Origin of the sequence: Xanthomonas campestris pv. campestris str. ATCC 33913, from assembly GCF_000007145.1 — a bacterium.
GTDB classification, from domain to species: Bacteria; Pseudomonadota; Gammaproteobacteria; order Xanthomonadales; family Xanthomonadaceae; genus Xanthomonas; species Xanthomonas campestris.
Genome location: NC_003902.1, coordinates 1,641,291 through 1,659,702 on the forward strand (window position 1 = coordinate 1,641,291; position 18,412 = coordinate 1,659,702).

The 18,412-nt window shown below is 64.8% G+C and carries 21 protein-coding genes and 1 other RNA gene; 11 read left to right on the forward strand and 11 right to left on the reverse strand.

All coding sequences use genetic code 11. The features are described from left to right. The first annotated feature begins 6 nt into the window (after nucleotides 1-6). Nucleotides 7-615 carry a rhomboid family intramembrane serine protease gene (locus XCC_RS07325; protein WP_011036598.1) on the forward strand — a complete coding sequence of 203 codons (609 nt, stop codon included), beginning with the start codon at nucleotides 7-9 and terminating at the stop codon, nucleotides 613-615. A gap of 207 nt (nucleotides 616-822) precedes the next feature. On the opposite strand, the gene XCC_RS07330 is transcribed toward XCC_RS07325, so the two are convergent. Beyond that, nucleotides 823-1,023, reverse strand: coding sequence for a hypothetical protein (locus tag XCC_RS07330; protein ID WP_012438794.1), 201 nt, complete (start codon nucleotides 1,021-1,023; stop codon nucleotides 823-825). Between the two features lie 215 nt (nucleotides 1,024-1,238). Here XCC_RS07330 and XCC_RS07335 point away from each other — a divergent pair, with 215 nt between their 5' ends. The 3 genes from XCC_RS07335 to XCC_RS07345 all read left to right on the forward strand — a co-directional run bounded on the left by XCC_RS07335 (nucleotide 1,239) and on the right by XCC_RS07345 (nucleotide 2,963). Beyond that, nucleotides 1,239-1,523 (forward strand): GNAT family N-acetyltransferase, encoded by a 285-nt coding sequence (locus tag XCC_RS07335; RefSeq protein WP_011036600.1) that lies wholly within the window; start codon nucleotides 1,239-1,241, stop codon nucleotides 1,521-1,523. Between the two features lie 38 nt (nucleotides 1,524-1,561). Next, on the forward strand, nucleotides 1,562-2,398 hold the full coding sequence (locus XCC_RS07340) for a DUF3298 and DUF4163 domain-containing protein (protein ID WP_019237817.1): 837 nt from the start codon (nucleotides 1,562-1,564) through the stop codon (nucleotides 2,396-2,398). Between the two features lie 64 nt (nucleotides 2,399-2,462). After that, nucleotides 2,463-2,963 (forward strand): MarR family winged helix-turn-helix transcriptional regulator, encoded by a 501-nt coding sequence (locus XCC_RS07345; protein ID WP_011036602.1) that lies wholly within the window; start codon nucleotides 2,463-2,465, stop codon nucleotides 2,961-2,963. A gap of 65 nt (nucleotides 2,964-3,028) precedes the next feature. Here XCC_RS07345 and XCC_RS07350 read toward each other — a convergent pair. Then, a non-coding RNA gene (locus tag XCC_RS07350) (sX9 sRNA) lies at nucleotides 3,029-3,104 on the reverse strand. 86 nt (nucleotides 3,105-3,190) lie between these two features. Then, nucleotides 3,191-5,389 (reverse strand): M3 family metallopeptidase, encoded by a 2,199-nt coding sequence (locus tag XCC_RS07355; RefSeq protein WP_019237816.1) that lies wholly within the window; start codon nucleotides 5,387-5,389, stop codon nucleotides 3,191-3,193. A 173-nt stretch (nucleotides 5,390-5,562) separates the two neighbouring features. Here XCC_RS07355 and XCC_RS07360 point away from each other — a divergent pair, with 173 nt between their 5' ends. Further along, nucleotides 5,563-6,048, forward strand: a complete 486-nt coding sequence (locus XCC_RS07360; RefSeq protein ID WP_011036604.1) for a glutathione peroxidase — start codon at nucleotides 5,563-5,565, stop codon at nucleotides 6,046-6,048. Nucleotides 6,049-6,206: 158 nt separating this feature from the next. On the opposite strand, the gene XCC_RS07365 is transcribed toward XCC_RS07360, so the two are convergent. Together XCC_RS07365 and XCC_RS07370 are read right to left on the reverse strand one after the other, a co-directional pair. Next, nucleotides 6,207-6,986 (reverse strand): ferredoxin--NADP reductase, encoded by a 780-nt coding sequence (locus tag XCC_RS07365; RefSeq protein WP_011036605.1) that lies wholly within the window; start codon nucleotides 6,984-6,986, stop codon nucleotides 6,207-6,209. Between the two features lie 223 nt (nucleotides 6,987-7,209). Next, the gene (locus XCC_RS07370) at nucleotides 7,210-9,087 is read right to left on the reverse strand and encodes an ABC transporter ATP-binding protein (RefSeq protein ID WP_019237815.1); all 1,878 of its coding nucleotides are present in this window, start codon (nucleotides 9,085-9,087) and stop codon (nucleotides 7,210-7,212) included. A 232-nt stretch (nucleotides 9,088-9,319) separates the two neighbouring features. Between XCC_RS07370 and XCC_RS07375 the strand changes: the two genes are divergently transcribed. The 4 genes from XCC_RS07375 to XCC_RS07390 all read left to right on the forward strand — a co-directional run bounded on the left by XCC_RS07375 (nucleotide 9,320) and on the right by XCC_RS07390 (nucleotide 12,943). Then, the gene (locus XCC_RS07375; RefSeq protein WP_019237814.1) at nucleotides 9,320-10,837 is read left to right on the forward strand and encodes a fumarate hydratase; all 1,518 of its coding nucleotides are present in this window, start codon (nucleotides 9,320-9,322) and stop codon (nucleotides 10,835-10,837) included. Nucleotides 10,838-11,030: 193 nt separating this feature from the next. Next, the gene (locus XCC_RS07380; RefSeq protein WP_019237813.1) at nucleotides 11,031-11,456 is read left to right on the forward strand and encodes a hypothetical protein; all 426 of its coding nucleotides are present in this window, start codon (nucleotides 11,031-11,033) and stop codon (nucleotides 11,454-11,456) included. Between the two features lie 28 nt (nucleotides 11,457-11,484). Next, nucleotides 11,485-12,120: a glutathione S-transferase family protein gene (locus XCC_RS07385; protein WP_011036609.1), complete on the forward strand. Its 636-nt coding sequence runs from the start codon at nucleotides 11,485-11,487 to the stop codon at nucleotides 12,118-12,120. A 184-nt stretch (nucleotides 12,121-12,304) separates the two neighbouring features. Then, entirely contained in the window at nucleotides 12,305-12,943 is a 639-nt protein-coding gene (locus XCC_RS07390) for a carbonic anhydrase (protein ID WP_029628998.1), read from the forward strand. Nucleotides 12,944-13,136: 193 nt separating this feature from the next. On the opposite strand, the gene XCC_RS07395 is transcribed toward XCC_RS07390, so the two are convergent. Beyond that, nucleotides 13,137-14,267 carry a phospholipase A gene (locus XCC_RS07395; RefSeq protein ID WP_011036611.1) on the reverse strand — a complete coding sequence of 377 codons (1,131 nt, stop codon included), beginning with the start codon at nucleotides 14,265-14,267 and terminating at the stop codon, nucleotides 13,137-13,139. Nucleotides 14,268-14,433: 166 nt separating this feature from the next. Further along, nucleotides 14,434-14,919: a DUF456 domain-containing protein gene (locus XCC_RS07400; protein WP_011036612.1), complete on the reverse strand. Its 486-nt coding sequence runs from the start codon at nucleotides 14,917-14,919 to the stop codon at nucleotides 14,434-14,436. Nucleotides 14,920-15,147: 228 nt separating this feature from the next. On the opposite strand from XCC_RS07400, the gene XCC_RS07405 reads away from it, so the two are divergent. Then, nucleotides 15,148-15,363, forward strand: coding sequence for a cold-shock protein (locus XCC_RS07405; RefSeq protein ID WP_003483561.1), 216 nt, complete (start codon nucleotides 15,148-15,150; stop codon nucleotides 15,361-15,363). 76 nt (nucleotides 15,364-15,439) lie between these two features. Here the strand turns inward: XCC_RS07405 and XCC_RS07410 are convergent, their stop codons facing one another. Together XCC_RS07410 and XCC_RS07415 are read right to left on the reverse strand one after the other, a co-directional pair. Further along, nucleotides 15,440-15,922 carry a glycine zipper 2TM domain-containing protein gene (locus XCC_RS07410; RefSeq protein WP_011036613.1) on the reverse strand — a complete coding sequence of 161 codons (483 nt, stop codon included), beginning with the start codon at nucleotides 15,920-15,922 and terminating at the stop codon, nucleotides 15,440-15,442. Between the two features lie 119 nt (nucleotides 15,923-16,041). Beyond that, on the reverse strand, nucleotides 16,042-16,470 hold the full coding sequence (locus XCC_RS07415) for a hypothetical protein (protein ID WP_011036614.1): 429 nt from the start codon (nucleotides 16,468-16,470) through the stop codon (nucleotides 16,042-16,044). Between the two features lie 47 nt (nucleotides 16,471-16,517). Between XCC_RS07415 and XCC_RS07420 the strand changes: the two genes are divergently transcribed. After that, nucleotides 16,518-17,348 carry a tRNA threonylcarbamoyladenosine dehydratase gene (locus XCC_RS07420; RefSeq protein WP_011036615.1) on the forward strand — a complete coding sequence of 277 codons (831 nt, stop codon included), beginning with the start codon at nucleotides 16,518-16,520 and terminating at the stop codon, nucleotides 17,346-17,348. Between the two features lie 45 nt (nucleotides 17,349-17,393). On the opposite strand, the gene XCC_RS07425 is transcribed toward XCC_RS07420, so the two are convergent. Together XCC_RS07425 and XCC_RS07430 are read right to left on the reverse strand one after the other, a co-directional pair. After that, the gene (locus XCC_RS07425; protein WP_011036616.1) at nucleotides 17,394-18,161 is read right to left on the reverse strand and encodes a TatD family hydrolase; all 768 of its coding nucleotides are present in this window, start codon (nucleotides 18,159-18,161) and stop codon (nucleotides 17,394-17,396) included. After that, nucleotides 18,161-18,376, reverse strand: a complete 216-nt coding sequence (locus tag XCC_RS07430; RefSeq protein WP_011036617.1) for a DUF6116 family protein — start codon at nucleotides 18,374-18,376, stop codon at nucleotides 18,161-18,163. The genes XCC_RS07425 and XCC_RS07430 overlap by 1 nt, the downstream gene beginning before the upstream one ends. Nucleotides 18,377-18,412: the final 36 nt, after the last annotated feature.

Genomic DNA, 18,412 nt, shown 5'->3' on the forward strand with positions numbered 1-18,412 from the left:
GTCTGCATGATTACCCTGATCCTGATCGCCATCACCGGCATCGTCTCGTGGATGGCGTTCAACAACCGCAAGCTGGCCGACCGGCTGGTGTTGTGGCCGCCCGCCCTGGACAAGCACAAGCAGTACGACCGCCTGATCACCTACGGCTTCATCCACGCCGATCTCGGGCACCTGGTCTTCAACATGATCACGCTGTTCTTTTTCGGCCGGTACATCGAAGACGTGATGACACGGCTGACCGGCAGCGTGCTGACTTATCCGCTGTTCTATCTGGGCGCGTTGATCGTCTCGATCCTGCCCAGCTATCTGAAGAACCAGAAGAACCCGAACTATCTCAGCCTGGGCGCATCGGGCGCGGTGTCGGCGGTGTTGTTCGCCTTCATCCTGCTCAAGCCATGGACGATCATCCTGGTGCTGTTCATTCCGGCGCCGGCGATCATCTATGCGGTGTTCTACGTGGGTTACAGCCTGTGGATGGACCGCCGCGGCGGCGACCGCATCAACCACAGCGCGCACCTGGCGGGCGCGGCGTTCGGCGTGATGTTCATGCTGATCATGGAACCGCGCGTGCTGCAGGTGTTCCTGGAGCAATTGTCGAACCCGCGCTTCGGTTGAGCAGGCGGGTCTCGCCGCAAGACGCTGCGGAAGCGTGGCGTGGGCTGGCGTGATGAGCGTGCTGGCCGATGTGCCTGGCCTGCGTCACGCCAAAAGTGCACGTATTGAATGATGTGCCTGCGCGGCGTTCGCTGCGGCACGGGTCGCCGCAGCGTAGTCGCGTTGGGCAGGGCGCGGCCCTGCAGTGTTGCGATCAGCGCAAAGGCCTCAGGCCGCGTTGCGCTCGTGGTCGATCAGGCTGCCGCTGCCGGACACGGTGCCGTAGGCCTGCTGCAGGCGCTCGTAGACGGTGTCGTTGAGCTGGGCGAATTCCTGGCCCTGGGTGTTGCCGTTGATGGCGAACTGGAACAGGCCTTCCAGCAACGAGCTATCACTCTCTGCGCCGTGTCCTGACGAATCGTTGTTCATGCTGTCGCTCCTGGCGGGTAGGGCGAAGGCGCCGGTGCGTCGCTGTCGAGCAGCTGTTGCGAGCGCCTTCGCGTTGGCTATCGGCGTCGGCGCGGCGAACTTTAGCCCCGCCGCAGCTGGCTGGGCAGCAGGTCACGGTGTGGCTTGTCTTTCACGCAGACACGGCGCGCTGCTGGTCAGAATTGGTACAGGAAATAACGCCGGATCAAGATCAGATGGATGCCGCACACCTGCACGTGACGCACGACGCCGCCCATCAGCGGTTCACGGTCGAGCTCGATGGCAACACCGCCGAGTTGGCCTACGAGCAGCAGGACGCGGTGCTGACCATCACGCACACGCGGGTGCCGGACGCCATCGGTGGCCGCGGCGTGGCTGCGGCCTTGGTGGAGGCGGCATTGGGTTTTGCAGGTGAGGCGGGGTTGAAGGTCATCCCCGCCTGCAGTTATGCCGACGCCTACATGCGCCGGCATCCGCAATTTCAAGCGCTGTTGGCCTGATCGTCAGCAGCTGGGTGTCGTCAGGGGAGTAGGTGGGAATGCGGTGGTCGAACGTAGGTGGTGGGGTGCAGGGCTTGCTGGTGCTGGCGCTGTTGGCAGGTTGCAATCAACAAACGCCGGAGGCCGCGCAACCTGCGGCTGAGCAGGCACCGGCCGCGGCCGCCGAGCCGGCAGTGCAACCGGTGGCAGAAGGGCCGCTGCAGGATGTGATCGAACACGCGCCCGCCTACATGGTTGGTATCAGCTACCCGCCCGGGCTGGAGGCGCATCCAGAATTGCAGGCGCTGATTCGGGGCTATGCGCAGGACGCACGCAGCGAACTCATGCAGGCAGTGTCGGGGCTGGGCAACGACAAGCCCGCCGCACCGTACGAACTGTCGCTGGCATTTGAGAAGGTGCTGCAGAGCGCCGATCTCATCGTGGTGTCGGCCGACGGCAGCCGCTACACCGGCGGCGCGCATGGCGAACCGCTGGTGGCGCGCTTCGTCTGGCTGATCAAAGAGCGCAAGCAGCTCACCGCGCAGGCGCTGATTCCGGATCCGGCCGGCTGGGAGCAGATCGGGCAGGCGGTGGCGCAGCGCCTGCATGCGGCCGCCGAGCAACGCGTGGAAGCGGACCGCGTGCCAGTGGAAGAGCAAGCCGAACAGGTGGCCTCGGCCGATCGCATGATTGCCGAGGGCACTGCTGCGCAGGCGGATAACTTTGCGCAGTTCGTGCCGGTGTTGAATCCGGCCGGCAAAATCAGCGCACTGCGCTTCGTGTTTCCGCCTTATCAGGTGGGCCCGTATTCGGACGGCACGCAAACGGCCGAGATTCCCGCCGCAACATTGCTGACATGGGTAGCGCCGGAATATGCACATCTCTTCGCACGCTGATACGTGCACGCGCCGACGATGTGTTTGAATGGTTTAGCCATTCAGTAATGTAATCAACGGTGCCATGAGTAGCTTTGATCCAACCGCTAAACGCGTCGACCACACTTGCGAGCGTTACCCGCCTTTTCCCCGGGAGCCGGCCGTCCTGGTGCGGCTGATCAAGCACCTCTACAAGCGGCTGCACACCCAGGCCTGCGTGCGGCTCAAGCCGCATGGCATCAGCCCGCCGGAGTACGAAATCCTGATGATGTTGTATGGGACGCCGGGGCAGGCAATCACGCCAACCGAAGTGGCAGAGGCGGCCAGTGAGAAGCCGGCCAACATCACCCGGCTGACCGATCAATTGCACGAGAAAGGGCTGATTGCGCGCGCCAGCAGCCCGGACGACCGCCGCAAGATCACCTTGACGCTCTCGCCGGCTGGGCTGGCATTGATCGATCGGCTGTTGCCGGAGGCCTGCACCTTGCTGGATGCGGAGACCGCGCAGATCAGCGAGGCCGAGCAGGTGCGCCTTGAGAAACTGCTGAAGAAATTGCTCGCCGGCGTGGACGCAGTCGAACAGTAATCGCTGCTTGCGGGCTTCAAACGACAATGCCGCCTGGCAGTACCAGGCGGCATTGTTTTTAGAGCGGCTAACAAAAACGTAGCGAGCAGCCGTCAGGTGGGTGCGGACGGCGCGGAGGAACCGGAGTGTACGGGGGTACATGCCGATTCCGAGCACCGGCCGCGCCCGCGCCCGCCTGGCGGCTGCGCAGTCGTTTTGATAGTTGCTCTTAACCGAATCTCAAGCCGTTACGGCTTGGACTGCGGCGCTTCCGGCGTGGCGCCGTCGCCACCCTGTGCGCTGAGGCCGCGCTTCTCCAGCAAGGGCTCGATCTGCGGCGCATGCCCGGCGAAGTTCTGGAACAACTCCATCGCATCCACGCTACCGCCGCGCGAAAGCAGGGTCTGACGGAAGCGGTCGCCGTTGGCGCGGCTCAATCCGCCGTGCTGCTTGAACCACTGCTGCGTGTTGGCATCCAGCACTTCCGACCAGATATAGGCGTAGTAGCCGGCCGCATAGCCGCCCATGATGTGGCTGAAATACGGGGTCTTGTAGCGCGGCGGCACCGGCGGGTAGGCGATGCCGTCATCGGCCAGCGCCTTGGCTTCGAACGCCATTACGCCTGCGGCGTCCGGCACCTGGTTGGCGCTGATCTGGTGCCAGTTCTGGTCGAGCATGGCCGCACCCAGATACTCGGTAGTGGCAAAGCCCTGGTTGAACTTGGACGCGGCAATCACCTTGTCCAGCAATGCCTGCGGCATCGGCGTGCCGTTCTGATAATGCTTGGCGTAGTTCTTCAGGATCGACGGCTCGTCGGCCCACATCTCGTTGACCTGCGAGGGAAACTCGACGAAGTCACGCGGCACGCTGGTGCCGGAGAAATACGGGTATTTCACGTCCGAGAACATGCCGTGCAAGGCATGGCCGAACTCATGGAACATGGTGGTCACCTCATCCCAGGTCAGCAGCGTCGGCTGGCCGGCCGGCGGCTTGGGGATGTTGAGGTGGTTGGCCACCACCGGCTTGAAACCGGTCAGCTCCGACTGCGAGACGTAGGAATTCATCCAGGCGCCACCGCGCTTGGATTCGCGCGCATACATGTCGGCAATGAAGATCGCCAGCTGCTTGCCGTCGGCGTCGAACACGTCATAGACGGTGATGTCGTCGCGGTAGGTCGGCAGGTCGGTGCGTTGCTTGAAGGTCAGGCCATATTCCTGGTTGGCTGCGTAGAACACGCCGTTTTCCAGCACGTTCTTCAGCTCGAAATACGGCTTGAGCTGCGACTCGTCGAAGTTGTACTTGGCCTGACGCACTTTCTCGCTGTAGTAGGCCCAATCCCAGGCTTCCAGCTTGAAGGTCGGCTTGCGTGCGGCCTTTTGTTCCTTGTCGATCATCGACTGCAGGTCGGCGGCCTCGCGCTTGGCGTTGGCCACCGCGGCCGGTGCCAGCTTGCCGAGCATCGCGTTGACCGCTTCAGGCGTCTTGGCGGTCTGGTTTTCCAGCGAATACGCAGCGTATGTGGGGAAGCCCAGCAGCTTGGCCTTGTTGGCACGCAGGGTCATGATGCGCGAGACCAGGGCGGTGTTGTCGTACTGGCCGCCATGGCTGCCGCGCGACACCGAGGCGTCGTAGATCTTCCTGCGCAGCTCGCGGTTCTTGAGCTGGGTCAGCGGCGGCTGGCCGGTGGTGTTGAGCAGGGCGATCACGTACTTGCCGTCGAGCTTGCGCGCCTTCGCCGCTTCGGCGGCGGCGGCGATCTGCTCGTCAGACAGGCCATCGAGCTGCTTGACGTCATCCACCACCACGGCCGCGGCGTTGACCTCGGCCAGCACGTTCTGGCTGAAGGTGGTGCCCAGGTTGGCCAGCTCGGCGTTCATGGCCTTGAGCGTGGTCTTGTCGGCATCGGACAGCTTGGCGCCATCGCGCACGAAATCGCTGTAGTACTTCTCGACCAGGCGCACGCCCTGCGCATCCAGGCCGAGCTTGCTGCGCTGGTCGTGCAGGGTCTGGATGCGCGCGAATAGCTTGCCGTTGAGCGAAATCGCATCGCGGTGCGCGGCAAACTTGGCCGAGTAGTCGGCCTGCAGTTTCTTGCGCGCATCGTTGGTGTCGGCGCCTACCAGGTTGAAGAACACCGTGGTGGCGCGATCCAGCGTGGCGCCGCTCTTTTCCAGCGCAATGATGGTGTTGTCGAAGGTCGGCTTGGCCTTCTGGTTGGCGATCGCGTCCACTTCCTTCAACTGCGCGGCCATGCCGGCGTCGAAGGCAGGCGCAAAGTCGCTGTCCTTGATCTTGTCGAACTGCGGGTAGTGCAGCGGCAGCGTGCTGTCGGCAAAGAACGGGTTGGCGGTCGCGGTCGCCTGGGCGGCGGCGGGTGCGGCGATGCTGTAGGACGGCATGGCAAGTCCCAGGGAAGCGGCCAGGGCAAAGGCAAGACGGGTGGTCAAGAGCGTTACTCCAAAGTGCGAACCGCCGAGGCTAGCGCAGCCGGCCGGGACAGGCGTGTGACAAAAGGCATGGCCGCCAGGCAGACGCGAGCGTGGCGCGACATCGAGGTGGGACATTTCCTGGCTGTAGGCGACGCTGCGTTAGGCTTGCGGTTTCCGTTGCGGACCTGCCGATGACCACGCTCTCCACCTACCAGTTCACCGACCTGGACGGTCAACCCCAGTCGCTGGCCGAGTACGCCGGCAAGGTGGTGCTCGTGGTCAACGTGGCCTCCAAATGCGGTTTTACGCCGCAGTACGCCGGCCTGCAGGCGCTGTGGCAGCGCTACCGCGATCGCGGGCTGGTGGTGATCGGGTTTCCCTGCGATCAGTTCGGTCATCAGGAGCCTGGAGATGCGGCGGACATCCGCCAGTTCTGCTCGCTGGACTACGCGGTGGATTTTCCGCTCGCGGCCAAGGTCGAGGTCAATGGCAGCGGCGCCCACCCGCTATGGCAATGGCTCAAGCACGAAAAACGCGGCGTGCTGGGCTCGGAAGCGATCAAGTGGAATTTCACCAAATTCCTGATCGGCCGCGATGGCAGTGTGCTGGAGCGCTATGCGCCAACCACCAAGCCGGAGGCGCTGGCGGCGGATATCGAGCGCGCGCTCGGTGCGTGAGTCGGTAAGTTGCGGCCTACCGTAGGAGCGCCCTCGGGCGCGATGAAGCGTTACCGGGAACGCCCCATCGCGCCCGGGTGCGCTCCTGTGACGACGCGACGTGCTCGCGCAACAGCCAGATAAAACGCCGCACCACGCGAGGTCTTCGCGTGGTTGCCTTACTTCTCGACGAACGCGCGCTCGAACACGTAATGGCCGGGGGTGCCGATGCGCGGCGAGGTTTCAAAGCCGCGTGCATCGAGCAGGGTGCGCAGGTCGGCCAGCATCTGCGGGCTGCCGCAGATCATGAAGCGGTCGTTGGCCGGATCCAGCGGCGGCAGCCCCAGCGTCTGCTGCATGCGGCCGTCGGCCATCAGCTCGGTCAGGCGGCCCTGGTTGGCGAACGCCTCACGCGTGACTGCCGGGTAATACGCCAGCTTGTCGTGCAGGAGCTCGCCCAGGAATTCGTGCTGCGGCAGTTCGCGCTCGAAAAAATCGCGGTAGGCCAGGTCTTTTTCGAAGCGCACGCCGTGGGTGAGGATCACCTTGTCGAAGCGTTCGTAGGTTTCCGGGTCCTTGATGATCGACAGCCACGGCGCCAGGCCGGTGCCGGTGCCCAACAGGTACAGGTTGCGGCCCGGATGCAGGTCGCTGATCAGCAGCGTGCCGGTGGGCTTCTTGCCCACCAGGACCTTGTCGCCCGGCTGGATGTGCTGCAGGCGCGAGGTGAGCGGGCCGTCCTGCACCTTGATGCTGAAGAACTCCAGGTGTTCTTCCCAGTTGGCGCTGGCAATGGAGTAGGCGCGCAGCAGCGGCCGCGTCTCGGTCTCCAGGCCGATCATCACGAACTGACCATTCTCGAACCGGAAGCCGGCATCGCGGGTGGTGGTGAAGCTGAAGTAGGCGTCGGTCCAGTGGCGGACCTCAAGCACCGTTTCGGCGCCGAAAGCGGAAGACATGCCGTTTAGTGTCGTAGTGAAGAGTGCCCGCCAATTCTACCTCAAGCCGGTCAAATGAGATGAACTCTCATTTGGCCGGGAGTTGGGAATCGGGAATCGGGAATCGGGAATCGGTGCAGTGAGCGAGTGGGCCGGGCACGTTGGATCAGCACGCTCAGTCCCTCTCAGCCGCGGGAAGCTGCGTCTACCCATTCCCGAATCCCAATTCCCGATTCCCGCCCAATCACCGATACCCCGCCGCCTGCAGCTCAAACAGCTCCGCATAGCGGCCGCCTTGTGCCATCAGTTCGGCGTGGGTCCCGCTTGCTTCGATGCGGCCATCGGCCAGTACCAGGATGCGGTCGGCCATGCGCACGCTGGAAAAACGGTGCGAGATCAGCACCGCGGTGCGGTTGTCGGACAATTCCTTGAAGCGCTGGAACACCTCGAACTCGCTGCGCGCATCCAGTGCGGCGGTGGGCTCGTCCAGGATCATCAGCTGCGCATCGCGCATGTAGGCGCGCGCGATGGCGATCTTCTGCCACTGCCCGCCCGACAGGTCCACGCTGTTCTTGAAGCGCCGTCCCACGAGCTGGTTGTAGCCATCGGGCAGGCTGTCGATCAGCTCGGTGGCCATCGCGCGTTGCGCGGCGGTGCGGATGCGATCGGTGTCGTCCATCGCATCCACCTGGCCCACGCCGATGTTCTCGCCGATGCTCAGGTGGTAGCGCACGAAGTCCTGGAAGATCACGCCCAGGTTGGCGCGCACATCGTCCAGGTCGTAATCGCGCAGGTCGTGGCCGTCGAGCAGGATGCGGCCTTCGTCCGGGTCGTACAGCCGCGCCAGCAGTTTCACCAAGGTGGTTTTGCCGGCGCCGTTTTCGCCGACCAGGGCCAGCACTTCGCCGGCGCGCAGCTCGAAATTCAGATGCTGCATCGTCCAGTGTTCGGCCTCCGGGTACCGGAAGCCCACGTCCTCGAACACGAAGCCCTGGCGGATCGGCCGCGGCACCGGCAGCGCGTTCGGGCGCGAGCGGATCTCCGGCACGATGTTGAAGAACGAATACAGATCGTCCAGATACAAGGCTTGCCCGGCGACCTGCGAAAACCCGATCAACAGGCCCTCCAGTAACTGGCGCAGGCGCAGGAAGCTGCCGGCCAGGAAGGTCAGATCGCCGATGCTGAAATCGCCGCGCACCGTGCGCCAGGCGATGTAGCCATAGGCCGCGTAATAGCCCAGCGTGCCCAGTGCCGCCAGCAGCGCGCCCCACAGCGCGCGCTTGCGCGCCAGCGCGCGATTGGCCTGGAAGAACTTGTCGGCCAGCCGGCGGTAGCGCGTAATCAGAAACCGGTGCAGGTTGAGGATCTTCACTTCCTTGGCGGTTTCGACGCTGGCACCAACCTGGCGCAGGTAGTCGAGCTGGCGGCGCTCCGGGGTCCACTGGAAGTTGAGCGAATAGCCCAGCGCATTGAAATGCGCCTCGCCGATGAAGGCCGGAATCAACGCAATGGCCAGCAGCACGATCAACCAGGGCGCATACACCAGCAGGCCAACCGCAAGGCTGGCCACGGTGATCGCATCCTGCACCTGGCCGAACAACTGGCTCATCAGGTTCATGCGGTTCATGGTCTGGCGGCGTGCGCGATCCAGCTTGTCCTGCCGGTCGGGGTCTTCGAAATCCTCCAGATCCAGCTGCGCGGCGTGTTCCATCAGCCGCACGCTGGCCGCGTTGTTGAACAACTCCGACAGCAAGGCATCGGCGTAGCCGACCAGGCGGCCGAGCAGGTCCGAGCCGATCGCCAGCGCCAGTTCCAGCGCCAGCAACTCCAGCAGCCGGTTGAGCCGGCCGCTGGCCAATGCCTGGGTCAACGAATCGAATGCCGGCGGTTGGCCCACCAGGTGGATCGCCTCGTCGATGATCAGCTTGCCGATGTACAACGTGGCGATCGGCATCAGCGCGCGCAGCACGCGCAGGCCGATGCTGCTGGCGCTCAACCAGCGGCTGGTCTGCCAGATATGGCGCAGGAAGGGCGGCAGGTTGCGCAGCGCATCGAAGCGCTCGCGCAGGGTGGGGCCGGTACGGGGGGCGGGCGCGCTGGCGCCGGGTCGGGATGCTGACATGGGCATAGTGTGCCGGGGGCCGCGTGCGCTGGGGGTGTTGGGCGCCACAGCGGAGCAGGGCGGCGGTGCATTGCCTGCCCGCGCCCGCGATCAGGTGCGGCGCCGCGAGCGCCCACACGTCCATGCGCCACGCGATCGCCGCGTGCAACGCTGCCTTCTCCTGGCTGCGCCGGCCTGGCCGGCGGTTTGGACTAAAATGCCCGGATTGCCCCCGCCAGCCGTAGAGCCAGCCGTGACCTCGATCAAGCAGGAAGACCTCATCCAGTCCGTCGCCGATGCGCTGCAGTACATCAGCTACTACCACCCGGTCGACTACATCAAGAATCTGTCCGCCGCCTACGAGCGCGAAGAGTCGCCGGCCGCCAAGGACGCGATTGCGCAGATCCTGATCAACTCGCGCATGTGCGCCGAAGGCCACCGCCCGATCTGCCAGGACACCGGCATCGTGACCGTGTTCCTGGAAATCGGCATGAACGTGCGCTGGGACGACGCCACGATGGGCGTGGAAGACATGGTCAACGAGGGCGTGCGCCGCGCCTACAACCACCCGGACAACAAGCTGCGCGCCAGCGTGCTGGCCGACCCGGCCGGCAAGCGCGCCAACACGAAGGACAACACCCCGGCGGTGGTCAGCACCAAGATCGTGCCGGGCGACCATCTTGAGGTGATCGTGGCGGCCAAGGGCGGCGGCTCGGAGGCCAAGAGCAAGTTCGCCATGCTCAATCCCTCCGATTCCATCGTCGATTGGGTGCTCAAGACCGTGCCGACCATGGGCGCCGGCTGGTGCCCGCCGGGCATGCTCGGCATCGGCATTGGCGGCACCGCCGAGAAGGCCATGTTGCTGGCCAAGGAAGCGCTGATGGAGCCGATCGACATCGTCGACCTGCAGGCCCGTGGCGCCTCCAATCGCGCCGAAGAATTGCGCCTGGAGCTGTACGAAAAGGTCAACGCGCTGGGCATCGGTGCCCAGGGTCTGGGCGGCCTGACCACGGTGCTGGACATCAAGGTCAAGGACTACCCGACCCACGCCGCCAACCTGCCGGTGGCGCTGATTCCCAACTGCGCGGCCACCCGCCATGCGCACTTCACCCTGGACGGCAGCGGCCCGGTGATGCTGGACCCGCCGTCGCTGGAAGACTGGCCCAAGCTCACCTACAACCCGACCAACGCGCGCCGGGTCAACCTGGACACCATCACCCGCGAAGAAGTGGCCAGCTTCAAGCCGGGCGAAGTGGTGCTGCTCAACGGCAAGCTGCTCACCGGCCGCGATGCCGCACACAAGCGCATGATCGACATGCTCAACCGCGGCGAGACCTTGCCGGTCGACTTCACCAACCGCTTCATCTATTACGTTGGCCCGGTCGACCCGGTGCGCGACGAAGTCGTGGGCCCGGCCGGCCCGACCACCGCCACGCGCATGGACAAGTTCACCCGCCAGATGCTCGAACAAACCGGGCTGCTGGGCATGGTCGGCAAGTCCGAGCGTGGCGATGCGGCGATCGACGCCATCCGCGACAACAAGGCCGTGTACCTGATGGCGGTCGGCGGCTCGGCGTACCTGGTGTCCAAGGCGATCAAGGCCGCACGCGTGCTGGCCTTCGAAGACCTCGGCATGGAGGCGATCTACGAGTTCGAGGTCAAGGACATGCCGGTGACGGTGGCGGTGGATTCCACCGGCGAGTCGGTGCACAAGACCGGCCCGCGGCTGTGGCAGTCGCGCATCGGCAAGATTCCGGTAGTGGTGGAATAAGCAAACCTGGAACGGCGACGCACACACACTGCGTCGCCGTTTTCAGTTTGGGCACCGCGTATATCTGTTATTCGCACGCGGTGTTTGTGCGCTGGAAAAAAGATGCCTGCATGCGTGTCTTACGTGGCAGGACGGCCCAACAGGAACGGGCTATGCTCGGGGTGCACATGCCAGCACCCTCAGGAGAACAGGAATGCTCCGCCTCATCTGCGTTGCCGTCTTGGTGTGCGCCAGCCTGCCGCTGGCAGCGCAGCAAAAGACCCAGCCCACCGTGCTGTTTCCTTCCGGCAACTACGCGCCGCAGCCCACCGCACCGGTGCCGTTTGCCGAGAAAAAGCCGCTCAAGCCCAGCGACACCGCGACGCGCTTCGACGGCCCCTCGGTGATGGAGCGCTGCATCGCGCAGTGCAACCGCAGCGCCGCGCAGTGCAACGCCGACCGGCCAAGCGAGAGCAGTTGCCGCATGGCGGTTGCACCACGCGGAAAGAGCTGCGACGCAACCCAGAATCCGGCGCAGCGCGCCAATTGCATGGCGCAGGTGTTCGATTGCACCCAGCAAAGCGATGCCAATCGCTGTGAACCGCACAAGCTTGCCTGTTTGCGTTCCTGTACCAACTAGTCCTGTCCCACCTAACGAGCGAGCCTGCATGACCACGACGCTGTACCACGCCCCCAGCACCGCCGCCCTGGTCGTGCACTGGATGTTGATCGAACTGCAGGTGCCGCACGTGCTGCATCCACTGGACTTCGACCGGCGCGAGCAGAAATCCCCCGCCTATCTCGCGCTCAACCCGGCAGGCGTGGTGCCGACCCTGGTGCTGGAGGGACAGGTGATGACCGAAGCGGCGGCCATCGTGCTGCACCTGGCCGACCTGCACCCGCAGGCGGGCTTGGCACCGCCGCCGGGGACGCCGGCACGCGCGGCGTACTACCAGTGGATGTTCTTCTGCGCCAACACCTTGCAGCCGGCGTTTCGCGCCTGGTTCTACCCGGACGAGCCGGCCGGCGCTGAGCAGGTCGACGCCGCGCAAGCGCAGGCCCGGCAGAAACTGGAGGCGGCCTGGGCGCAAGTGGACGCGCACCTGCAGGCGCACGGCCCGTATCTGCTGGGCGACACGCTATCGGCGGCCGATTTCCTGCTGACCATGCTGATGCGCTGGTCGCGCAATATGCCCAAACCCACGGATACCTGGCCCGCCTTGCACGCGCATGCCCAGCGGATGAAGGCGCGGCCCGCCTTCCGGGAGACCTACCGGCGCGAGGGCCTGACCGACTGGACCTGAACGTTCGACGCGCAAGCGAGGCCATGTGTCGATAGTTGCAGTTGAGTCCGTCTGGTTATGCCTACCAGGGTGTACGATCGCGAGACACACAGAGAACAGGGGCTCTACCATGTTGCAGTCCGTATCGCGTCGCAAACTGTTGCAATGCGCATGTTGCGCACCGGTGGCGGCTGCCGCTGCCTCGTTGCCGTCCTCGCTGCGCGCCGCGCCCAGCAAGAAAACCGACCTCACCGCCGAACAGGCGCTGCAGGTGCTGCGTGACGGCAACAAGGCGTTCGTCGAGAACCGCCCCAAGAAGGTGATCTCCGACGGCAAGCGCCGACTGGAGCTTGCGCTTGGGCAGACCCCGTTCGTGATCCTGGTGTCGTGCTCGGATTCGCGCGTGCCGCCGGAGCTGCTGTTCGGCCGCGGCCTGGGCGAGATGTTCATCGTGCGCAATGCCGGCAATACGGTAGACACCACCGCGCTGGGCTCGATCGAATACGCAGTGAGCCAGCTCGGCGTGCCGTTGGTGGTGGTAATGGGGCATGAAAGCTGCGGCGCAGTGGCGGCGGCGGTGTCGGTGGTCGAGCAGAACGCGTTCTTCCCCGGCGCGATCGGCGCGATGATCGAACCCATCGTCCCGGCCGTGCTGACGGCAAAGAGCAAGGGCGGTGAAGACCTGCTGGCGGCATCGGTGAAGGCAAACGTCAAGCGCACCGTGGACCGCCTGCGTGGTGCGTCCGAGCCGGCACTTCTTGAACCGCTGCGTGGCGGTAGCTGCCGTGTGGTTGGCGCCTACTACACGCTCAAGGACGGCAAGGTCGATTTCTTCGACGTCTGAGGCGGTGGCAACACGTAGGTGTGCGGCGTTTTCTGTTCCTGCTGCTGCGCTGAAACATCTGAATTGAAAAAGCCGGCAGCGATGCCGGCTTTTTTCATGGCAACTGATTGTGCCGTCGCTGCAGAGGCAACATCGGCCTCCAGGATTTACCGCTGGCGTTGACGGGCCTGCGTGCATCCCTGCGGCCGACGCATCAGAACCATTCCAGCAACGACACGCCCACGCCCACATAGGTGGCCTTGTGGTTGTAGTCGATCAGGCTCTCGCCATAGCCGTCGAACACCTGCACGTGGCCGCGCAACAGGTTGGTGATCGGGAAGCCGTAATCCAGTTGCACCGAGCCGTGCGAGCGGTCGCCGCCACGCAGCGAATGCCGGGCAATCAAGGCGAATTCGTGGCCATCCTTGTTATAGACGAGGGTGGCGTCGCCGCGGCCCATGTAATCCTCGATGTCCGGATTATTGTCGTCGGCACGGTCTTCCTTGATACGGAACCACGGGCGCAACGTCAGCGCCCAGTTTTCGCGATCCAGGCCGATATTGAGGATCACCCGGTTCCAGGAACGCGACAGCGGGTCTTCGCGGCCGTTGGACATGTGATTGATGCTGATGCCGCTCATGCGGCCTTTCCAGCCGAAGATGCTGTAGTTGTTGCGAAACACCAGCATCGCTTCCGGCTCGTAATTGGTCTCGCGGAACGGGCGCGAGGCATCGGAGTTATAGGCCTGCCAGCGCGAGCTCTGGGTATAGCCCATCCAGATATCGCCGTTGTCGCCGAACAGATCCTCAACCACCTTGGTCTTGAAGCTCAGCTGGAACTTCAGCTCGGCGCTGTCCAGTTGCTGCGGCGTGCTGACCGAGTTGGCCGGGTTCGGCGACTGCGGCGTGCGGTTGGTGTCGCTGGTCCAGAATGCCGGCAACAGATAGACCGGCTTGTAGCCGCGCAGCTGGAAGGTCCCCAGCTTGGAATCCTTGGCCAGCTCCCAGCGGCGATCCAGCAGCGAGCCGCGGCCGGCATTGGCGACCGCTTCTTCCTTCGGCTGGTCCTGGCCGTCGGCGCGGAAGAAATCGCCCACGCGGCTGATCTTGCGGGTGTCTTCCGATTTGGCGGCCTGCTTGGCCAACTGCGCGGCGGCATCTGCCTCCTGCACGGCCTGCGGGGTATATCCCAGCGCCTGGTCGTAGCACGCCAGACGCGCGGCATCCGAAGTCACGGAGGTACAGGCCTGCGGCGATGCTGGCTGTGGAGCGATTTCCTGCGCGTGCGCCAGCGGCGCAGCGGCCAGGGCGATCAGCATTAGGGGACGGGCACGTTGCTTGGACATGGGTGCTGGCCGAGGTGGAGGCGCCACACAGGCGCAGAAGGACGCAGGATAACGGTCGCGTCTGCATAAGCCATGTGTACACGGCGGCATAACAAGTCGGACGCGACTGCCGCCGCCGCGGGGCCAATGGTGCGCGCGCGGTTGCCGGCCTGCGGTTGTTGTCGCCTCAGAAAAACCAGGCGATCGCGAACACGCCCAGCATGCACATGCCCAGCGCCAGCTTGGTGGCAGTGCCGAATACGATGCCCAGCCAGGTGCCGATGCCCACCTTGGTGGCCTGGCCGGTCTTGCGGGTCTGCCAGTACTCGCCGATCCAGGCGCCAGCGAAGGGACCCACGAACAGCCCGATCGGCATGAAGAAAATTCCGGCAATGGCGCCGATCACCGAGCCCCACAGCGCCAGCTTGCTGGCGCCGACCCGCTGCGCGCCGTACACCGTGGCCAGAAAGTCGATCAGGAAGGACAGCGCCGTCATGACGCCCAGCACCACCAGCGCGACCCATCCCACATGCGCGAAGCCGTCCGCCCAGGCCGCCAGCAACAGGCCGGCAAACACCAGCGGCAACCCGGGCAAGGCCGGCAGGATCACGCCGGCAAGCCCGACCAGGACCAGCACGCCGGCCAGAATGTAGTAGACGACGGTGGTGTCCATGATGGTCTAGAAATGTCCTATTTCAGGGTTGACAAAAATGCGCAAGGGGTGCTTGAAATTTCGTTTTGTGCGGGTTAAGTTGCAGCCGCAGCTGTTTGCCGGGGTCACAGTGAATCGTGGCCTGATGCGGTAGATCGACCGATCCGCTACATCCTTGTACCTCGCTTCCTCCTTGCAACCAGCCACCGCCGCCAATTCCATACACAGTGTCGTAGGGAGTCAGTCGAGATGTCCAACATCGAACGCGAAAATGGTGTCGTGAAGTGGTTCAACGATGCCAAGGGCTTCGGCTTCATCAGCCGCGAAAATGGCGAGGATGTGTTCGTGCATTTCCGCGCGATCCAGATCCAGGGCTTCAAGAGCCTCAAGGAAGGTCAGAAGGTCAGCTTTACCGTCGTGCAAGGCCAGAAGGGCCTGCAGGCCGACGCGGTGCAGGTGGTCTGAGCACACGCATCGCGCAGACGGCAGAAAGGCCCGTTGCCGGGCCTTTCTGATCACTACGGCCTCAAGCTGCGTGCGCTTAGCGCAGCACGACCTTGCCGTTGACAACGCGCACATAGGCGTTTTCGCGCACGCCGGCCAGGTCGCGCTGGTTGACCATGATCACGCGGCCATCGTCCATGCGCACCTGCACGTCGTAGCTCTCGCTGGTGACGTTGTTCTGGATCGCGTTGCCGGCCAGGGCGCCTGCAGCGGCGCCGGCAACGGCAGACACGTTCTTGTTGCCCTTGCTGCCGCCGGTCTCCTTGGAGATCTGGCGTCCAGCGACCGCGCCGACAATGCCGCCGAGCACCGCGCCGGTGCCGGTCGGAGCGCTGCGGGTGGGGCCAACCTCATCGATGCGGGTGACGATGCCGCAATCCACGCAGCGGTTCTGCTGCGAGTAGCCGCCCTGGTCGTAGCCGCGGTCGCCGCGATAGCTGCCGTACTGCGGCTGGGAGGTGGCGCAGCCGACCAGGGTTGCGGTGGCGGCCAGGCCAATGACGAGCAGTCGGGTCTTCATGAGGTCTCTCCAGGGATTCAGTAGGCGGTCGGGGCCGCGGCGACGTCATCCTGTGATGGTCCAGGTGAACGGCCTGCCAACTGGATCACTCCAGGCTTAACGAAACCCGAGCGAGGCCTTCATCGAAAGTCACGGTGGCAGGCCTCACAGGCCTCGGAAATCTGCGTCCGCGCCTGTGCCAGCACAGCGCAATCAAGGTTTGGCGCGTGCAGCGGCGCAGCGATCGCAGCACGCAGTGCCTGCGCGTGTTCGCCAAAGCGCCGGTCTTCGCCCAGGTCGCCGAACACCGGCTCCAGGTCAGTGGCCAGCAGCTGCAGTGTCTGTAGCCGCGCGCGTTGTCTGGCTGGTTCACAGCTGCTGCGGTATGGGCCGGGCAGGGCGCGCAGTTGATGGTCCATGACCTGCATCAGGCTGTCCGGCACCGGGTCGCGCCGTGCCTGCAGCGTGCGCGCCACCATCACCGTGCAGACCAGGCCGAGCAGCACGCCCAGCACGAGAACGAACCCATAGCGTGCCGCATGGGATTGCGCAGGAGGCGGTGCGGACATGGCTGCTCCGGTGAGCGCGCCGTGGATGGGGCGCGTAAAATAGGCCGATGAAAGCACAATGGCGTGAACGCTTTGCCGGTATCGACCGGCTGTACGGAGTTGGCACGGTGGAGCGGCTGGCCGAGTGCCGGGTCGCGGTAGTGGGCATGGGCGGGGTGGGCTCGTGGGTGGTGGAGGCGCTGGCCCGCACCGGCGTGGGCCATCTGCGGCTGATCGATGCCGACGATCTATGCGTGTCCAACACCAATCGGCAGCTGCCGGCGCTGGCCGGCCAGTACGGGCGCAACAAGGCGCGCGCAATGGCCGAGCGCTGCGTGGCAATCAATCCGGAGATCGAGGCCGATGCGGTGGAGTCATTTCTCACCGCCGGCAATATCGAGAGCCTGCTGGGCGAGGGCTTCGATCTGGTGATCGATGCCTGCGACAGTTTTCGCGTGAAAGTCGAAACCATCGCCTGGTGCCGGCGTCGCAAGCTGCCGCTGCTGACGGTGGGTGCTGCAGGCGGGCGCACCGACCCGACCCTGGTGCGTGTACGCGATGTCTCGCGCACCGAGCACGACGCGATGCTGGCACTGATCCGCAAGAAGTTGCGCAGCGACTTCAACTTTCCGAAAAGCGCCAAGCGCTACTTCGGCGTGCCGGCGGTGTATTCGCTGGAGAACGTGAAGTACCCGCAAGCCGATGGCAGCGTTTGCGGCATTCGTCCGCAACTGGGCGCCGATGCCGCGCTCAAGCTGGACTGTGGTGCCGGGCTGGGCGCGGCCACCCACATCACCGGCACGTTCGCCTTCGTCGCGGTCGGCAAGGCGCTGGAGATGTTGCTCAAGCCCAAGAGCGCGGCAGCGTTACCTGCCGCAGCGGATGCGGCGGCGGCGTAGCGTTTGGCCGCTGGTCTGCCAGTGATGGCGTGCTACTGCGCGTCGTCAAGCGGGCAAGCCAAACAGCCGCCGCGCATTGGCGCTGGTCTGCGCCGCGATCGCTTCGGCCGGCTCGCCGCGCAGCTGCGCAATGCAGTCCAGCACGGTGCGCAGGCGCGCCGGTTCGTTGCGTTGCCCGCGAATCTCCGCGTCCGGCTGATCGGGCGCATCGGTTTCCAGCAGCAGATGCTCTAGCGGCATCTGCGCGGCCAAGCCGCGCAGGCGATTGGCGCGCGGATAGGTGACTGGCCCGCCAAGGCCGATCATGAAATCCAGCTTCCACAATTGCTGTGCCTGTTCCGGGCTGCCGGCAAAGCTGTGCACCACGCCGCGGATGCCGCCTACCGCCTTGATGCGCGCAATGACCTCCTCGACGGCGCGGCGCGCATGCACGATCAGCGGCAGATCGAAGCGCTTGGCGAGCTGTAGCTGGCCATCGAAGTAGTGCCGCTGGGTCTGCGCATCCAGGCCGTCGAGAAAGAAATCCAGGCCGCATTCGCCGATGGCGCACGGGCGCTCGCGCGCAATCCACTCGGCCAGCAATTCCAGATGTTCAGGACGATGCAGGTCCAGAAAGATCGGGTGCAGCCCGTACGCGGGGTGCAGGCCCGGTGCCAGCGCGCAGGCTTCACGCAGGCCTGGCCAGCTGGCGGCGGTGATCGCCGGCACCACCTGCTGCATGACGCCGGCGGCCTTTGCCCGCGCAATCACCGCGGCGCGGTCGGCGTCGAACTCGCTTGCGTCCAGATGGCAGTGGCTGTCGATCAACCGCATCAGTCGCGCCGCACCGGTGCAGGCAGTGGCACCTTGCGCGTCTTCCAGTTGGCCAGCAGCAAGGTGCTCAGGCCGAACAGCAGTTCGTCCAGGAACGGAATGGGATCAGGCACCACCATGTCGACCAGGAACAGGGCGGCCGCCAGCTTGAACAAGGTGGGATATCGCAGCTTGCTGGCCCAGTCCAGGGCGCGTGAAGTCAGTGGATTACGCATGCGCAGGCTCCTGCTGTTAGCGATGCATGAAGTAAC

Excerpts from the sequence above, each read along its gene's own strand:
- XCC_RS07325 (WP_011036598.1), top strand. The coding sequence starts at position 7 with ATGATTACCCTGATCCTGATCGCCATCACCGGCATCGTCTCGTGGATG.
- XCC_RS07330 (WP_012438794.1), bottom strand. The coding sequence starts at position 1,023 with ATGAACAACGATTCGTCAGGACACGGCGCAGAGAGTGATAGCTCGTTG.
- XCC_RS07335 (WP_011036600.1), top strand. The coding sequence starts at position 1,239 with ATGGATGCCGCACACCTGCACGTGACGCACGACGCCGCCCATCAGCGG.
- XCC_RS07340 (WP_019237817.1), top strand. The coding sequence starts at position 1,562 with ATGCGGTGGTCGAACGTAGGTGGTGGGGTGCAGGGCTTGCTGGTGCTG.
- XCC_RS07345 (WP_011036602.1), top strand. The coding sequence starts at position 2,463 with ATGAGTAGCTTTGATCCAACCGCTAAACGCGTCGACCACACTTGCGAG.
- XCC_RS07360 (WP_011036604.1), top strand. The coding sequence starts at position 5,563 with ATGACCACGCTCTCCACCTACCAGTTCACCGACCTGGACGGTCAACCC.
- XCC_RS07365 (WP_011036605.1), bottom strand. The coding sequence starts at position 6,986 with ATGTCTTCCGCTTTCGGCGCCGAAACGGTGCTTGAGGTCCGCCACTGG.
- XCC_RS07370 (WP_019237815.1), bottom strand. The coding sequence starts at position 9,087 with ATGTCAGCATCCCGACCCGGCGCCAGCGCGCCCGCCCCCCGTACCGGC.
- XCC_RS07380 (WP_019237813.1), top strand. The coding sequence starts at position 11,031 with ATGCTCCGCCTCATCTGCGTTGCCGTCTTGGTGTGCGCCAGCCTGCCG.
- XCC_RS07385 (WP_011036609.1), top strand. The coding sequence starts at position 11,485 with ATGACCACGACGCTGTACCACGCCCCCAGCACCGCCGCCCTGGTCGTG.
- XCC_RS07395 (WP_011036611.1), bottom strand. The coding sequence starts at position 14,267 with ATGTCCAAGCAACGTGCCCGTCCCCTAATGCTGATCGCCCTGGCCGCT.
- XCC_RS07400 (WP_011036612.1), bottom strand. The coding sequence starts at position 14,919 with ATGGACACCACCGTCGTCTACTACATTCTGGCCGGCGTGCTGGTCCTG.
- XCC_RS07405 (WP_003483561.1), top strand. The coding sequence starts at position 15,148 with ATGTCCAACATCGAACGCGAAAATGGTGTCGTGAAGTGGTTCAACGAT.
- XCC_RS07410 (WP_011036613.1), bottom strand. The coding sequence starts at position 15,922 with ATGAAGACCCGACTGCTCGTCATTGGCCTGGCCGCCACCGCAACCCTG.
- XCC_RS07415 (WP_011036614.1), bottom strand. The coding sequence starts at position 16,470 with ATGTCCGCACCGCCTCCTGCGCAATCCCATGCGGCACGCTATGGGTTC.
- XCC_RS07420 (WP_011036615.1), top strand. The coding sequence starts at position 16,518 with ATGAAAGCACAATGGCGTGAACGCTTTGCCGGTATCGACCGGCTGTAC.
- XCC_RS07425 (WP_011036616.1), bottom strand. The coding sequence starts at position 18,161 with ATGCGGTTGATCGACAGCCACTGCCATCTGGACGCAAGCGAGTTCGAC.
- XCC_RS07430 (WP_011036617.1), bottom strand. The coding sequence starts at position 18,376 with ATGCGTAATCCACTGACTTCACGCGCCCTGGACTGGGCCAGCAAGCTG.